At 37.8% G+C, this 15,254-nt stretch carries 16 protein-coding genes; 12 read left to right on the top strand and 4 right to left on the bottom strand.

Features of this window, described 5'->3' with window-relative positions:
- Positions 1-39: 39 nt before the first annotated feature.
- The 4 genes from AC6UC9_RS01215 to AC6UC9_RS01200 are packed head-to-tail and all read left to right on the top strand — an operon-like array spanning position 40 to position 4,686.
- Positions 40-891: an AvrD family protein gene (locus AC6UC9_RS01215; protein WP_500700878.1), complete on the top strand. Its 852-nt coding sequence runs from the start codon at positions 40-42 to the stop codon at positions 889-891.
- 1 nt (position 892) lies between these two features.
- The gene (locus AC6UC9_RS01210; protein ID WP_500700877.1) at positions 893-1,669 is read left to right on the top strand and encodes an AAA family ATPase; all 777 of its coding nucleotides are present in this window, start codon (positions 893-895) and stop codon (positions 1,667-1,669) included.
- A 24-nt stretch (positions 1,670-1,693) separates the two neighbouring features.
- Complete coding sequence (locus AC6UC9_RS01205) at positions 1,694-2,395, top strand: ABC transporter ATP-binding protein (RefSeq protein ID WP_500695365.1); 702 nt, start codon at positions 1,694-1,696, stop codon at positions 2,393-2,395.
- Complete coding sequence (locus AC6UC9_RS01200; RefSeq protein WP_500700876.1) at positions 2,392-4,686, top strand: ABC transporter permease; 2,295 nt, start codon at positions 2,392-2,394, stop codon at positions 4,684-4,686. The genes AC6UC9_RS01205 and AC6UC9_RS01200 overlap by 4 nt, the downstream gene beginning before the upstream one ends.
- 107 nt (positions 4,687-4,793) lie before the next feature.
- Here AC6UC9_RS01200 and AC6UC9_RS01195 read toward each other — a convergent pair whose 3' ends face one another.
- On the bottom strand, positions 4,794-5,012 hold the full coding sequence (locus tag AC6UC9_RS01195) for a P8 family protein (RefSeq protein ID WP_500693400.1): 219 nt from the start codon (positions 5,010-5,012) through the stop codon (positions 4,794-4,796).
- A gap of 59 nt (positions 5,013-5,071) precedes the next feature.
- Entirely contained in the window at positions 5,072-6,331 is a 1,260-nt protein-coding gene (locus AC6UC9_RS01190; RefSeq protein ID WP_500700875.1) for an MFS transporter, read from the bottom strand.
- 252 nt (positions 6,332-6,583) lie between these two features.
- Between AC6UC9_RS01190 and pyrF the strand changes: the two genes are divergently transcribed.
- The 7 genes from pyrF to AC6UC9_RS01155 all read left to right on the top strand — a co-directional run bounded on the left by pyrF (position 6,584) and on the right by AC6UC9_RS01155 (position 13,148).
- Complete coding sequence (gene pyrF / locus AC6UC9_RS01185; protein WP_500700874.1) at positions 6,584-7,312, top strand: orotidine-5'-phosphate decarboxylase; 729 nt, start codon at positions 6,584-6,586, stop codon at positions 7,310-7,312.
- 2 nt (positions 7,313-7,314) lie between these two features.
- Complete coding sequence (pyrE, locus tag AC6UC9_RS01180; RefSeq protein WP_500700873.1) at positions 7,315-7,941, top strand: orotate phosphoribosyltransferase; 627 nt, start codon at positions 7,315-7,317, stop codon at positions 7,939-7,941.
- 146 nt (positions 7,942-8,087) lie between these two features.
- Positions 8,088-9,116: an alcohol dehydrogenase AdhP gene (adhP, locus tag AC6UC9_RS01175; protein WP_500696445.1), complete on the top strand. Its 1,029-nt coding sequence runs from the start codon at positions 8,088-8,090 to the stop codon at positions 9,114-9,116.
- Between the two features lie 130 nt (positions 9,117-9,246).
- Entirely contained in the window at positions 9,247-10,440 is a 1,194-nt protein-coding gene (locus AC6UC9_RS01170) for an AbrB/MazE/SpoVT family DNA-binding domain-containing protein (protein ID WP_500695359.1), read from the top strand.
- 46 nt (positions 10,441-10,486) lie between these two features.
- On the top strand, positions 10,487-11,371 hold the full coding sequence (locus AC6UC9_RS01165) for an aldo/keto reductase (protein WP_500700872.1): 885 nt from the start codon (positions 10,487-10,489) through the stop codon (positions 11,369-11,371).
- 120 nt (positions 11,372-11,491) lie between these two features.
- Positions 11,492-12,352, top strand: a complete 861-nt coding sequence (locus tag AC6UC9_RS01160; RefSeq protein ID WP_500700871.1) for a hypothetical protein — start codon at positions 11,492-11,494, stop codon at positions 12,350-12,352.
- Between the two features lie 106 nt (positions 12,353-12,458).
- Positions 12,459-13,148: a hypothetical protein gene (locus AC6UC9_RS01155; protein ID WP_500700870.1), complete on the top strand. Its 690-nt coding sequence runs from the start codon at positions 12,459-12,461 to the stop codon at positions 13,146-13,148.
- 50 nt (positions 13,149-13,198) lie between these two features.
- Here AC6UC9_RS01155 and AC6UC9_RS01150 read toward each other — a convergent pair whose 3' ends face one another.
- Positions 13,199-14,134, bottom strand: coding sequence for an aldo/keto reductase (locus tag AC6UC9_RS01150; RefSeq protein ID WP_500693409.1), 936 nt, complete (start codon positions 14,132-14,134; stop codon positions 13,199-13,201).
- Between the two features lie 14 nt (positions 14,135-14,148).
- The gene (locus tag AC6UC9_RS01145) at positions 14,149-14,532 is read right to left on the bottom strand and encodes a DUF488 domain-containing protein (RefSeq protein WP_500696451.1); all 384 of its coding nucleotides are present in this window, start codon (positions 14,530-14,532) and stop codon (positions 14,149-14,151) included.
- A 135-nt stretch (positions 14,533-14,667) separates the two neighbouring features.
- Between AC6UC9_RS01145 and AC6UC9_RS01140 the strand changes: the two genes are divergently transcribed.
- Positions 14,668-15,210: a hypothetical protein gene (locus AC6UC9_RS01140; protein ID WP_500693411.1), complete on the top strand. Its 543-nt coding sequence runs from the start codon at positions 14,668-14,670 to the stop codon at positions 15,208-15,210.
- Positions 15,211-15,254 lie beyond the last annotated feature (44 nt).

The following is a 15,254-nucleotide window of genomic DNA, read 5'->3' as shown; positions in this document are numbered from 1 at the left end:
ATATATTATACAAATAATAATAAAAGGAGGATTGTACAGATGAACTTTGACTCTATTGATGATTTACTTGGGAATTACCAAAATAGATATTTTGGTAGTGGGTATAAAAAAATATCCCATAATGTTAAATTGATTCAAAATACAGATAGATTATGGACGTCATATGTTGAGGTTTCTAAATATGATAATTGGTCAGTTAAGGGTAATGTATCACAATCACAACATGTTAGTAGTATTGATTCCATAGTCATTACTATAAAAATATTTAATATGATTTTAACTAAGTTGGGGATTAATTGTGATGACTTTATACTAACAGATTTTTACGTTAAAACTGGGAAAAATCCAATTAGCATTTCTAATAATATAAAAGTTGAATTTGAATTGGACAAATTAACTAGACTATTTAAGTTAACTGGAAGTATCGGAAATATGAAAGTTAAGTGTTTATTTGAAAAATGTATGGAATCTATTCCCAATACATTTAATAAATATAAAGAAATAAGGAATAATATTTTTGATATAAATATTAAATCTAGTAAATCTTTATTGTGTGATTTTGAAGGCATGTCTGACAATAAATTGTCTGTATATCTTGTGTCTTGGTTAGTTGTATTCGCACAACTTGGTGAAGCTCTTGCGTTCAATATGGCAGGCGTTTCCAGGGATGATTCTAATAATTTTTGGGTTAGAAAATTAGAACTTAAACTTAATAATAAAAACAAATTGTTAAAGACAAATCAAAAAGATAAATTATTTTTAGATGTAGTTAATGATAGGACCATTACTACTAAAGATACAACTTGGCTTTCTATGGATATGAGAGGTCATGATCAAATGGACTTAGTCCATGTAAGCGCAAAAACCGCTCTGCAGAAAGATGGTGTTTAATTTGAATAATCAAAAGAAGCATATTGTTATTTCTGGCACTTATTCTACTGGAAAAACAACTACTACAACAGCACTGTCAATAGCAACTGGTATTCCGATGATTAATGCGTTGTCTGCTAGGGAAATTTTAACTTCGTTATACCCAGGATTAAGATTCCAAGATATGAATATGACAGAACTATTAGCATTGGGACTGTATAGATTCAAAGAAAGAATTAAAGCTGAAGAAAAACTAATTGATGAAAAAACTGATTTTATTTCTGATGGGTCGGTATTAAACGAATGGATATATGGAACTGTTAGAACCAAAATAGGGATTAATCCTGGTGCGCCTTGGTACCAACAATTAATTAAATATTTTTTAGGAATTAATGCCAATAAATTTATGAAAAAATACTTAAATGGATATGGAAAAGTTGTTAATAAATATGCTAAAAGTACTTACACTGAAATCATTCATTTGCCAATAGAATTTGAGATGGATCCAGATGGCCACAGACCGGTTTCTGAAAAATATCGTCAACTATCCGATGAGGAAATATTTAAAGCTTATAAGAAATTAAATATTCCTATGCATATTATTGGCGGTTCACCATATGAACGAGTAGATAAAATTATTGAAATACTTCACTTGCCTCAGATTGTATCAACGAGTGATGCATTAATAGATGCAAATGAAAAAATAAAAAAAAGTCGAGAAATGGTATCTAAAAAAATTATTGAGCAATATCATAAACCAACTATCAGCGAAAAAATTAAGATACTATCACATTTCTAATAATTAATCATGGAGGTACCACTTATGCTCAGCTTAAAACATGTCAGTAAAAGTTATCAAAATGGATCTGAAACAACTCATGCTTTAGACGACGTTAGTTTTGATATTGATTCGAATAAAGTAACGGTGATTTTGGGACCAAGTGGGTCCGGTAAAAGTACAACTTTAAATATCTTAGGTGGGATGGATAAACCAACGTCAGGTAAAGTTTTATATAATGATGATCTTATTAACACAGAGTCAGATAAGCAATTGACAGTTTATCGAAGAGACGTTGTCGGATTTGTGTTTCAATTTTATAATTTAATTTCTAATCTTACGGCATTTGAAAATGTGGCAATTTCGGCACAATTAAAAAACAAGAAGTACAAGAAAGTGTCGGAAGAATATTTGAAAAAGGTTGGTCTTTTAAAACAAAGAAATAATTTTCCTGATCAGTTATCTGGAGGGGAAATGCAACGTGTTTCGATTGCGAGAGCCTTGGCTAAAGATCCCAGAGTACTTCTTTGTGATGAACCTACTGGTGCACTTGATACTGAAACCTCAAAACGAGTTTTTAAAATTCTAAAGGGTAGTAAAAATGAAAATACGGCCGTGGTGATCGTCACCCATAATCCATTAGTTGCTCCAATTGCTGATCGAGTTATCAATATTAAAGATGGCAAAATAGATAAGATCGTTGACAATCCAACTCCGCTTGAAGTTGAGGAGGTTGATTGGGGATGAAGTTTTTATTTAAGAAATTAACCCGCACGGTTGTGAAAAATTGGACTCAATTCTTTTCCGTTTTTTTGATGGCGTTTCTAAGTGTTCTTTTTTATACCGGTTTAGAAGGTACATGGAATGGTATGAAACAAAATATTAATCAGTATACGAGTGAAACCCATTTGGCTACATCGACATTACAATCGACAGGATTGAGCAATAAAGAACTAAATACAATTAAGTCGATTCCAAGTGTTTCAAAGACATCGGCTAAAACAGAAATTAGTACCACGGCACAATTAAAGGGGGATAAACGTTATTTAGAGATTGATACTCCTGGAACCCAAGAAATTTCTCGTACATTTCAAACTAATGGCAAGAATATAAATAAAAATACTAAGGGCATTTATTTGAATGAGAAGTTTGCTAAAAAGAATGGGTTAAAGAAAGGAAAACAAGTCACTATTAATTTCAATAACCAACCCATTAAATTAACAGTGGTCGGTATGATAAATTCTCCGAACAAGATGTATTATACCGGGACCAATGATTTCATATCTCCTCAAGAACAAAACTATGGGTATGGAATCATTAGTGAAAAGACATTGTTCAATAAATTTAAATTGCCAGCCCTTAATAATATTGTCGATATTAAAGACAGTGATAATTCTAAAACTGAAAGTAAAATTAGAGATATCATTGGTAGTAAATTTATCACTTTGCAAACTCAAAAATCCGATGTTGGTATCTCAACAGCTGTTGATCGAGTAAAACAAATACGTAATCTTTCAATTTTGTTTTCAATTATCTTTATTCTATTAGCTGTATTGGCCATGTATACCACTATTAGAAAAATAATTGATCAGCAACAAAAGGACATGGCAACTTTACAGTCATTAGGATATTCCAATATAGCATTGTCCATGTATTACTCAATGTATGGTCTTTTTGTTGGAGGAATTGGTGCAATTGCTGGTTTGATAATAGCTCCAGCACTTTCAACATTTGTAATGAATTCACAGAAATCTATGTTTTCGCTTCCGTTATGGCAAATTGCTTATACTCCCACACCGATCTACGTTGCTGTGGGAGTAATAATTATATGTATTTTTTCAGCACTACTAGCGGCACAAGTGAATCATGGATTAACTCCAGCCCAGGCATTTAGGAAGGGCAGTACTGCTAAAAATGGTAAACGAGTCTTTCTCGAAAGATTTCCTCGAATTTGGAATAAAATTCCTATTGGTAATCGTTGGTCAATTAGAGATAATCTTGGTAATAAAATTCAAATGCTGATGGGATTAATCGGCGTTATCGGTGGGTTAGCTTTGGTGATGACTGGATTTGGTACGAAAAATTCAATGGACAATCAGGTTAATCAAACGTATGGACATGAGTATAACTATGCTAAAAAGATTAATTTAAACCAAAAGACTAGTGAGACAGAGATTAATCGAATTGTTAACAAAACTAACGGACAGAAGATTGAAACGTCTTACGCTAGTTTAAGTCCAAATGGGAAATTTGATCGTCCACTTACTGTCTTGGGTTCTGGATCTCAAATCAATCTTAAAACCGATGATGGTCAAGGAATTAATGATGGTGGTATATATCTAGCTGAGGGAATTGCTAAAACTGCTAACGTTAAGAAAAATGATACCGTTTTTATCAAGCCGTCATTAAGTACGAATAAATTGAAGTTGAAGGTAAAGGGCATCGTTAAATCAAATGCACCACAAGGAATGTATGTAACTAAACAGACGTGGACCAGTAATGGGTTGAAATTTCAACCAACGTCAATTTTGACAAATCATCAAGACGTTTCAAATTCAATTAAGAAGAGTCCAGATGTTAGTCAGATTGTTAGTTTGAAAGAACAAAAAAGTAATGCTAAAAGTATGGTAAATAATTTGAGTAGTATTTTCTTGATGATTCAAATCTTTGGGATCCTTTTGACCATTGTAATTCTTTATAATTTGGGATCTCTAAGTTTTGCAGAAAGGTCAAGAAGTTATGCTACTCTTGAGATATTAGGATTCTCTCGTAAACAGATCCGAAATTTAACGATTATTGAGAGTTTAACAATTACGGTAGTTGGTTGGATTTTAGGAATTCCGTTTGGATATTGGTTCCTATCCAAGTACGTAACTACTTTTAATACCAGTCAGATAATTTATTATCCGTTTATTTCTATTACTAGTATCGTTCTAGCTTCATTGATTGTTGTTCTAGCTGCTTTGTCTACAATTATAATGATTAGAAGCAGATTAAAAAAACTAGATATGATATCTTCAACTAAGGGCGTAGAATAAGACGAATCGTTAATAATTAATTCTAAATAAAAGAGATGACAATTCAGTCATCTCTTTTTGTATAAAAAAGAACCCATCAATTAATGATGAGTTCTAAGAATCAAAAACTATTTCTTAAGTAACTTTTCAGCATCAGCTTTAACGTCGTCATCGCTCATGTTTAAGTACTTTTCCATATCAGATTCAGTCTTCATGGTATCATGACTGTTATCTTCCATGTAGTGATCCCATAATGCATCACGTACTGGAGTTGAGTCGTCGCTCCAATCAAATACTTCTGACATCTTTTCGTCTAATACGCGTGGTGTTTCAAAATCATCAGCCATGTTATATATCCCCTTTTTCATTTATTCATGTCTATTCTAGTTCTTTTGGGTTAAAAATGTTAGTTATTTGCACTTAATTTAGTGTTTTTACTTAATTTTTTAATGCCAGGGATGCTGATCATGGTGACAAAGCTGATTAAATATAAAACGGAAAGGAAAATCATTACTACGTACAGGTTGTATTGATCCATTAGAATTCCGATAATGACCGATGACATTCCACCAACAGCTCGCCCAACTCCCACGATGATATTGTTGGAGCTACTTCTAACCTCAGTGGGATAGAGTTGACTCACAACCGCACCGTATCCGCCGTACATCCCGTTTGAGAAGAAACCAACGACCGCACCAATCACTAGTAGAGCAATCGTGGTGTGCGCTAGGGCCAATAAATAAACCATGATTGATGAGGCAATTAGGAAGATCCCAAATGAGAGCCGTGGTCCGATGTGATCAAGAATCGTGCCAAACACCATCATGCCAACGCTCATCCCAATAATGGTGGAAATCATCCACAGTGAGGATCCCGCGACGTTTAAGCCACTTTGCTTTTGAACGATGGTTGGAAGCCAATTCATTAAACCGAAGTATCCAGCGATTTGAACGGTGGTCATAATCATCAAACCGACACTCTGATAGGCGGTCTTAAAGTCTGAAAACATGTATTTTTTAATTGCTTCACCAGTTGAAATGGTCTGTTCCTGCTTTGATTCAAGAAACTCATCCGACTCATGTAGGTGGCGTCTAACGAAGAAGATTAGGACAATCGGAATGAGCCCGAACAAGTACAACGCATGCCAGCCAAGGTGTGGAATAATAAAGGCGGCCAGGATAGCTGCAAGTAGAGCACCGACTTGCCCTCCGACTGATGCAATTGATGACATTTTTCCTAACTTATTCTTCGGAAAGGCTTCGGCTAGTAAAGTAATGCCAAGTCCATACTCACCACCAGCTCCAATCCCGGTCAACAGTCTTAGAAAGTAGATTAAGTAGATATTGTTGGCAAATCCCATTAGAGCGGTCGCAAACGCAAAGATGAAGATGGTGTAGGTAAACGTTTTGACTCGACCAAAACGGTCACCAAGAAATCCAAAGATCACGCCACCAAGCAACATTCCCCAGTTGGTGATGGTTCCAATTAACCCGGCCGCTCCGGCTGAGATGTGTAAGGATGCGATGATCGAACTCATTGTAAAAGACAGAAAAAGCACATCCATGTTTTCAAGACCAAAGCCAGAACTAGACGACAGTAAGACTAGTTTCTGGTTCTTGCTCATTGATGCATGGCTGTGCTCAGTATTATTGCTTATTTTATCCATAATTTCCTCCAAATTAAGACTCACTGGTCTTGTTTATTTGACGCTGTTAGTGATTATTACATAGTAAAATTGTTTTGACAAGATGAACTTTTATCTTGACGGCCCCACCGATATTCCCTATATTTAGAGTAATAATTAATTAAGTTGGTTCAGAGAAACCAGGATTATGTTTATTAACTGATATAAATTTAATTTTAAAGGACCATTCTCTGACACCCGTCTGTGATTGGTCCTTTTTTGCGAGGTAAGAAAATGAAGAAGACGATGATGATTGCGCTGGATTTTCCGACGCAGATGGACGTAAATACGTTTTTGGATCAATTTGCGTACCCAAGTCAGTTGACGGTCAAGATTGGCATGGAACTTTTCTATCGATACGGTCCTGAGACGGTCAAAGAAATCAAAAATAAAGGGTGTTCAATCTTTTTAGACCTGAAGTTAATGGACATTCCTAATACTGTATACGCGGGCATGTTTCAGCTTGCTCAACTTGGGGTTGACTACGTGACCGTGCACACACTTGGCGGAAGTGAAATGATGAGGGCTGCTAAGCGCGGCTTAGTGGATGGCAGTAATCACTCTCATAATCAGATTCCCGAGTTATTAGGGGTGACCGAATTAACTTCTATTTTGCAAAAAGGACTCGCTAACGAACAAAATTGTTCTTTGAGCATGAATGAGCAGGTGGTTTCTCTAGCTAAGTTAGCTAAAAGTTCTGGTTGTGAGGGAGTTATTACCTCCGCTAAGGAGTTGCCCGATTTAGTGAAGCAGGTTGGGGTTGATTTTGATTACGTTGTGCCGGGAATCAGAAGTAAAGACGATGCCAGTGAAGATCAAAAACGGGTGGCAACACCAGAACAAGCGCGACGTGATGGTGCGTCTGCCATTGTCGTAGGACGTCCCATTACGCAGAGTGAACATCCTTATCGGGCTTATCAAAAATACAATGATGAATGGAATTTAAAAAAGGGGACAGATTAGTTATGAATAGTACAACTGAGATTTTAAAAGACCTGGTTAACGACCAAATCGTTCAACTGAATCCAAGACGCCCCTTTACGTTTGCCAGTGGGATTAAGTCGCCAATTTACACCGATCTGCGTTTAACGATTTCGTATCCAGAACTAAGAAAAAAGATTTATCAGGTACTTGGTCAGTTAATTCAGACTAATTTTCCGAACGTCACGGTCATTGGCGGAGTGGCAACGGCTGGGATCCCGCATGCAGCCTGGGTAGCTGAAGCAATGAAGTTACCGATGATCTACGTTAGATCCAAACCAAAGGATCATGGAACCAGTAAACAGATTGAAGGAAAAGTAGGCCCAGATGATCACATTGTGCTCATTGATGATTTAATTTCAACTGGCGGCAGTGTGATTAAAGCAGCTCAGGCAGTTCAAAATGACGGCCATCAAGTTGATGGGGTGGTTTCCATCTTCTCCTATGGTTTTAGTGATGCCGACGATAATTTTGACAAGGCTGATTTAAGATTTGTTCCGCTGTTAACTTATCCTGAACTAATTAAGCAAATGCTTAACAACGGTCAAATCGAAAATGATCAGTACGAGCGACTTAATAAATGGCATCAAGACCCCTGGGCATGGAAATAAATCACTTTTTTAATTCTTCGTTTTTTAAGGATATATTACAATCTGTTATCGCTTACAATTCCCTGTTGACACGTGAAAATTTTAACTATATGATAGGAATTGTTGATAGATAGACGACTATAAATCATGGGAATAGGAGAATTAATATGGTAAAAGCAGCAGTTGTTAGAGATAATTCAGATGGATACGTTGATGTTAAAGATGTCAAACTTCGTCCAATTCACGAGGGTGAAGCTTTAGTTAAAGTTGAGTATTGTGGACTCTGTCATACTGACCTCCACGTTGCCTCGGGTGACTTCGGTGAAGTTCCGGGCCGAATCATTGGTCACGAAGGAGTCGGACGTGTAACTCAAGTTGCTGACGATGTTACCGACTTAAAAGTTGGTGATCGAGTTTCAATCGCTTGGTTCTACTCAGCTGACGGTACTTGTGAGTATTGTGTTACTGGTAATGAGACCTTATGTCGTAACGTTAAAAACTCTGGTTTCACCGTTAACGGTGCCATGGCAGAAGAATGTATCGTTGATGCTAAGTACGCCGTTAAGGTTCCTGAAGGCTTGGACCCCGTTGAAGCAACTTCACTAACTTGTGCCGGTGTTACCACTTACAAAGCTTTAAAGATTGGTGACACGAGACCCGGCAAGTGGGTTGAAATCGTTGGTGCCGGTGGATTAGGTAACCTGGGTGTTCAACTTGCCAAAAACGTCTTTGGTGCTCCAGTTGTAGTTGTGGATGGAGATCCTAAGAAGTTGGAAGCTGCTAAAGAAAATGGTGCCGATGTTTTAATTAACAGACATGACGGTAACGTTGCTGAACAAGTTCAAGATAAAGTTGGTGGGGTTTACGATTCAATCGTTACTGCCGTTAACAAGGATGCTTTCACTCAATCAGTTAATGCATTACGTCCCGATGGAACCTTAGTTGCGGTTGCTCTACCAAAAGGTGATATGGCACTTAACATCGACAAGACCGTTCTTGACGGTATTAAAGTTGCTGGTTCACTAGTTGGAACTAGACAAGATCTTAGAGAAACCTTCCAGTTCGGTGCTGAAGGTAAGGTTAAACCAATCGTTAGAACTGACAAGTTAGAAAATATCAACAACGTAATTGATGACATGAAGGCTGGTAAGATTGTTGGCCGTGTTGTTTTCGATTTCACTGGTGATGACAAATAAATTAAAATTATCAACTAACTTAAGAAGTAGAATTCATAGAATTCTGCTTCTTTTTTTAATAATTAGTCCTGGGTCCGTTATAATAGAAGAATAAAACTATTTTCAAATTCATAACGAACGAGGAATCATAATGACGGAACCAAAGTATAAAATTGCAATCCCAAATCAGGTCGTTGAACGTCTCCATATTAAGCCGGGAGCCAAATTGAACTTGACACTGCGAAGACAGGGTATGACGGTAGAGAAAGTTAACGATGGCACGCCGAATTCGTGGAACGTTTCGATCTGGTGGTCGCTGGTTCCGGCGGTGATGACCGCGTTAATCGCACTGATCTTTTTTAAGTATCGGCACTTTCAGATCGTCCCCATCAGTGGTAAATATTCGATTGCCAGTGGCACCATTGTATTGGGACTGTTTTTTGGTGCTTTACTGTTTACGATTTTTCTCATTAAAAGTCGCAAGAATCCACAAAATACCATTTATCGCAATATTTACTGGCGAAACTTTCCAACGATTGTTCTATCCTTTACTGCCAGTTTATTGGTTGGGCTGCTTGGGGTATTTTGGATTCTGGGAATTGCTTTTAAAGGCGCCACTTTCGATGTGTATACGGCGACCATCATCATTGCCATTTTAGAGGGAATCGTGAACTACGTCATGATTAGTGTGGCAGTGGCTCTAACGCCAACTTTATTAGTCGATCTTTTGAACCTAATCATTGTTTCTGGTGTTCTGATCTCCATGTCGTCAAACAGTCATCGCTACTGGTGGCGCCATAATCTGAGCTTTTTGGGGACGAGTCGAGCAACTGACAGTTGGCAGTTTAACTTGACCATTATCTTTTCCGCTTTATTGATGTGGGCCGTGATTGATTTCTTGTTTGTTTCGTTAAAATCAGTTCAAAGACCAACCATTCAAACTTGGATTTTACGAACCCTTTTGACGTTAATGGCGTTTAACGTGGCCGCTATCGGGATTATTCCCAATGACATTCAGATTCCGTGGATGCATTTTTGGCACACTCAGTTTGGCTGGTCGTTAGTTTGGATTATTATTATTCTGATTGCCGGAATTCGTTGGCTTTGGCCTGGAATTTCTAAAAACTTCCTGAAAACGTCGTATTTGATTGGACTACTACTAGTGCTGGCCAGTATCCTCTTTCAAGTTGTGCACTACTTCTCACTAACAGCCTTTGAGATTACTTCGTTCACGTTGGCCTTTTCTTGGATTATGATGTTATTTCAGTACATCTTAGACGTCGTGAACAAGGGAACGCTTGATTTTACCGTGACGCTCGCTAAAAATAACAAACAAAATTCATGAAATAAATAACGTGATATCCTACAATTAGTTCATGGAGGTGTTAAGTATGAGTAGAGATTTAGAATCAAAAGTACGTTTAAATAATGGCGTTGAAATGCCCCAATTAGGAATGGGTGTTTGGAAGAGTGATAATAAAACCGCCGCTCAATCCGTTGAATGGGCACTAAATGATGGTTATCGAGCAATCGATACCGCTAAACAATATGGAAATGAAGCCGGTGTTGGTGAGGGTCTGAAAAAAGGTCTGACTGACAACGGATTAAAACGTGAAGATGTTTTTCTAACGACTAAAGTATTTAATGGTGATCAAGGATACGATTCAACTCTTGAAGCTTTTGAAGGACAATTAAAGCGTCTTCAAACTTCATACGTTGACTTGTTACTAATTCACTGGCCAGTTAATGGCAAGTACAAGGAAACTTGGCGAGCTCTTGAAAAGATTTACCATGAGGGTAAAGCACGTGCCATTGGAGTTTCAAACTTCAATATTCGTCGTCTAAGAGATTTGATGAAGCATGCTTCCGTAAAACCAGCTGTCAACCAAATGGAATTTCATCCATTAGAACAGGAAGCTGACATTAAAGAATACTGTGATTTAAATGACATTAAACTTGAAGCATGGTCACCACTTGGTGGTGGAGCCGCTTTAAATAATCCACTTGTTAAGAAGATTGCTGAAAAGTACGGTAAATCAACCGCACAAATCATCATTCGTTGGGACATGCAACGTGGCATTATCTCAATTCCAAAGTCAGCTCACGAAAAATACATTAAAGCCAATGCTGACATCTTTGACTTTGAACTTGATGACGATGACATTCGCCTAATTAATAGCCTTAACGTTGACAAGCGTTCAATTTGGTACGGTGACTTCCGTTGGAATGGGAATCCTGATGCTCCAGTTGACACTGTTGACCAATGGGATGACTAATTTAGTCAAAAGAGAAGCGTGTGCTTCTTTTTTTTATTGGTTGTGATTGTGACTGATAGCGTTTTTATTAAGATTTCGTTATAATGAAATTGTAAATAAATTAACAAAGGGAGAATTATTATGATTATTAAAGCAATTAAAAGTGCCCTTAACGTAACCAAAAAGCATTTTTGGATTTTGTTAGCAATGGTTGTTCCTGCGATCTTAATATCCGCTGTTCTGGGTGGAGTGGTTAGCAGCCTGCAAAATTCTGAGGCTTTGAGTTTAAGTTATAGTTTGGGTGCCAGTTTTAGTATCTGGTTAATCTCGATCATCGTTGGAATTATTGGGATTGTATTATTTGAATCAGCAGCGATGGGATACCTGACTGGTGACGAGACCAATACGTTTAAATTTGAGGATGCCTTTGTGGCATTTAAACAAGGAAACACTTGGTTAGTGGCAGCACTGTATGCCGCTTTTATGGATTTGATTAGTTTCATTTTTGGTGCATTATTTGTTGCCTCTGCTGGTGTGATTAGTGCTTCATTTGTTCCTCAAGTCTTTGGTTTTAACACCACCACCGCTCAAGTGGTCGCTTTGATCATTGTTGGAATTGTGATTCTAGCATTAGTTGGAATTGCTTGGATCTTTGTTGCCACTGGGTTAGCGTTCATATACTTAACCTACTTTGATGCTCAACGAGCTGGTAAAAAAGTTCATCTAATGGATGGCTTTTCAGCTTCATGGAAACTCATGACTGGCCATCGTTGGGGTCTGATTGGTTTGAAAGTTTTGAACCTAATCATTGCCATCGTAACCTACGCGGTAATTGTCCTGGTAGGTGCACTTCTCTGGTGGATCTTTGCCTCAATGTTGACATGGACCGTCTTTGCAATTGTGCTTGAAGTCATTTTGACGGTGCTCGCCATCGCAATTTCAATCTTTTACATGGTATGGTTCTCAATGGCTAACATTAAATTCTACGAAGAAATTAAATAGTTAATCATTAGTTACAAAAAGAGAAGCAAGTTGCTTCTCTTTTTTTACGTTGTCAAAAAGAACTCGGCGTGTAATAATTCTAGTAACGAAAAATGGAGGAATACATATGATTGCAAATGCAATGACAAAGTCGTGGGGAATCGTTAAGAAGAATTGGTGGATGATGTTTTTAATGGGCATCCCAGCTGGGGTCGTGGGAGCTTTTTCGGATCCAATGATGTTGTTCAAGCTTCAAGGCATGCAAAGAGCCCTTTTCTCAATCTTTGAATTAATCGTTGGTCTGGTGGGAATCTTATTTTCTACCTCTCTGGCCATGGGATACGCCAAGAGTATTCAAAATGATAGTTTTAAGTTTAAGAATGCTTTTGTGGCTTTTAATCGTAAGTATAATTGGCCTGTCATCATTCTGGTAGGACTATTAATGGCACTTGCAGAGGCTTTTGCAGCCCTCCTATTGATTGTTCCCGGCGTCATCTTGTCGGTTGGATGGGGTCTTTGGATGTATTCGTATCAAGATGAAATTGAGACCGGAAAAGAAGTTGGGATTACTCAAGCATTTACCGATGCTTGGCAAACAACGAAGGGTTACAAGTGGAACTTTTTTTATCTTCAGCTGTTATTTTTCTGTATGTATTTCGTATTAACCATTTTGATGACAGCCGTTACAACCGTTGTGAAGGGTAATTCTATTTTAGCCGCGGTGGTTTCTGTAATTGTATATGTTCCAATGATTTTCATTAGTTTCTGGAATTCAGCGGCTCAAATCATTTTCTACCGTGAAATTAAAAATAAATAAGTGTCAAAAAAGCGTTCATCATTTGATGAACGCTTTTCATTTCTTAATTTCTATTTAAATAGGGTGTTAATTTGATCATACTCGGCGTGGCTAAGGTCAATGTCTAACGCTTTAGCATTGCTTTTGACTTGCTCTGGCTTTTTGGCACCCGGAATAACAACCGTGATGTCAGGATTCTTGATGTACCAAGCAATGACGATTTGAGCAACGGTAGCGTCATGCTTGTCGGCAATTGGCTTTAGTTGGTCAACTTTTTCAACAATCTTTTTGAACTCTTTGCCCTTAAAGTCGGGATTGTCATGTCTGATATCATCCTCTGGGAACTTAGTCTCTTTGCTGTACTTGCCGGTCAAGAGTCCAGACGCAAGTGGGAAGAATGGAACAAATGAAATATCGTGTTCCTTTAGATATGGGAATCTTTCCCTTTCGGCTGAGCGATCAATCAAGTTGTATTCTTCTTCGTCGATGTCAACCAGTCCGTCAAGGTTGGCTTGCTTTAATTGTTTCATTGACATGTTTGAAACTCCGATGGCACGAATCTTACCGGCTTTTTTCATTTCGTTTAAAGCAGCCACTGATTCGTTTAATGGGGTGTGATCATCTGGAAAATGGATGTAGAAGATATCAACGTAGTCGGTTTGAAGTCGTTTCAAACTATCTTCGACGCATTGTTTTAAGTATTCCGGAGAGTCATCAATAACAACGCTTCCATCGCTTTGAACCTTTTGACAACCCTTAGTAGCGATCTGAATCTTAGAACGATCGTATCCCTTGATGGCTTCACCGATTAGTTTTTCTGATTCACCCATGCCATACGCAAAGGCAGTATCTAGCAGGGTAATGCCAGAGTCTAAAGCTGTTTTAACGATTTCGATTCCGGTTTGGTCACTTAAGTTTGGAAATAAGTTGTGACCACCAACGGCATTAGTGCCTAAACCTAGTGGGACGGTCGTTACGTCTGATTTACCAATTTCTACTGTTTTCATGTTAAATTCCTCCATTACTGATTGAGTTCTGCTTTAATCTCAGGTTGGGCAAGCAAATAGTGATAGATAATGATCGCTTGATTATGCTTTGTATCTTTTGCTCCATACAACAAAATTACGTTACCCGATTTTAAATGGGTGGAAATTAATGATATAAATCCGGGCATTTGTGGATTATTTTTTAGTTCATCCAAATACTTTTGTTTGAATTCCTCAAACTTGGCTGGGTCGTGTCCGAACCATTTTCTTAGTTCGGTACTTGGAGCGATTGATTTGAACCAAATATCTAGATCGGCGTTAACCTTCGAGATTCCACGAGGCCAGAGACGATCAACTAGGATTCGGTATCCATCCTTATCGACGGGCTTGGTATAGATTCGTTCAAGCTTCAATTCCATTTTTTTACCTACCTTCATTGATTATTTGATCTCTTATACTATAAGCAAGTATACGATACCTTGGTGCCCAAACGTTAGAAATTAGTCTTCAATGTGGTAAAATCAAGTGTAAAAAAATTAAGGAGGGACAGTATCATGGTTAGAAAAAATCGGATTTCGGATGGTATTTCCAAATTGCACGGTTCGGCCAATGAATTCTTGAAAAAATTTCAAACTGAAATCGATGAAAAACGACATCCTAATAAACAGAGAGTGATTGATGGGACAGATATTGAGCTGGCGCCACGGCAAAAGATTGAACGTCATCGTTATCCAGATTTGGTGGACTATGGCACCTATTATTCCGCAATCATGGATAATGGTCATACTGTTCTGGTCAACCCAGATTACCTTGAGTACAGCGTTGAGGTTATGCCCGGTTCCTATGATCAAGAGCATCATTTCATAAATGACACTAATCACTGGCGGATGTACTATGTTGATGGTGTTGGAATCGATCGTTACTCGGCTCCCATCCCAGAATCCTATGATTATCTACAGGATATGGATAATGATGAGGCCGATAAATTCCCAGGAATTCCTGGAGATCGATACGGAAATCGATGGGCGATTGGGTATAATTCAAAGGATAAAATCCTCTTAGTAAGTAGCGAGGCACTCAGTTTGAATAAACGTTAAGATGTTACCAAACGTCACATTTGTAACGTAAAACTAAATTTTGT

Source organism: Fructilactobacillus sp. X7R4C1 (assembly GCF_059901115.1).
Note: the sequence above shows the minus strand (reverse complement) of the source record. Positions and strands in the feature narration are given on the sequence as shown.

What these genes read in the sequence shown, in the direction of transcription:
- pyrF (WP_500700874.1), top strand. Translation starts at nt 6,584, where the DNA reads ATGAAGAAGACGATGATGATTGCGCTGGATTTTCCGACGCAGATGGAC.
- AC6UC9_RS01205 (WP_500695365.1), top strand. Translation starts at nt 1,694, where the DNA reads ATGCTCAGCTTAAAACATGTCAGTAAAAGTTATCAAAATGGATCTGAA.
- adhP (WP_500696445.1), top strand. Translation starts at nt 8,088, where the DNA reads ATGGTAAAAGCAGCAGTTGTTAGAGATAATTCAGATGGATACGTTGAT.
- AC6UC9_RS01190 (WP_500700875.1), bottom strand. Translation starts at nt 6,331, where the DNA reads ATGGATAAAATAAGCAATAATACTGAGCACAGCCATGCATCAATGAGC.
- pyrE (WP_500700873.1), top strand. Translation starts at nt 7,315, where the DNA reads ATGAATAGTACAACTGAGATTTTAAAAGACCTGGTTAACGACCAAATC.
- AC6UC9_RS01195 (WP_500693400.1), bottom strand. Translation starts at nt 5,012, where the DNA reads ATGGCTGATGATTTTGAAACACCACGCGTATTAGACGAAAAGATGTCA.
- AC6UC9_RS01165 (WP_500700872.1), top strand. Translation starts at nt 10,487, where the DNA reads ATGAGTAGAGATTTAGAATCAAAAGTACGTTTAAATAATGGCGTTGAA.
- AC6UC9_RS01150 (WP_500693409.1), bottom strand. Translation starts at nt 14,134, where the DNA reads ATGAAAACAGTAGAAATTGGTAAATCAGACGTAACGACCGTCCCACTA.
- AC6UC9_RS01200 (WP_500700876.1), top strand. Translation starts at nt 2,392, where the DNA reads ATGAAGTTTTTATTTAAGAAATTAACCCGCACGGTTGTGAAAAATTGG.
- AC6UC9_RS01170 (WP_500695359.1), top strand. Translation starts at nt 9,247, where the DNA reads ATGACGGAACCAAAGTATAAAATTGCAATCCCAAATCAGGTCGTTGAA.
- AC6UC9_RS01155 (WP_500700870.1), top strand. Translation starts at nt 12,459, where the DNA reads ATGATTGCAAATGCAATGACAAAGTCGTGGGGAATCGTTAAGAAGAAT.
- AC6UC9_RS01145 (WP_500696451.1), bottom strand. Translation starts at nt 14,532, where the DNA reads ATGGAATTGAAGCTTGAACGAATCTATACCAAGCCCGTCGATAAGGAT.
- AC6UC9_RS01140 (WP_500693411.1), top strand. Translation starts at nt 14,668, where the DNA reads ATGGTTAGAAAAAATCGGATTTCGGATGGTATTTCCAAATTGCACGGT.
- AC6UC9_RS01160 (WP_500700871.1), top strand. Translation starts at nt 11,492, where the DNA reads ATGATTATTAAAGCAATTAAAAGTGCCCTTAACGTAACCAAAAAGCAT.
- AC6UC9_RS01215 (WP_500700878.1), top strand. Translation starts at nt 40, where the DNA reads ATGAACTTTGACTCTATTGATGATTTACTTGGGAATTACCAAAATAGA.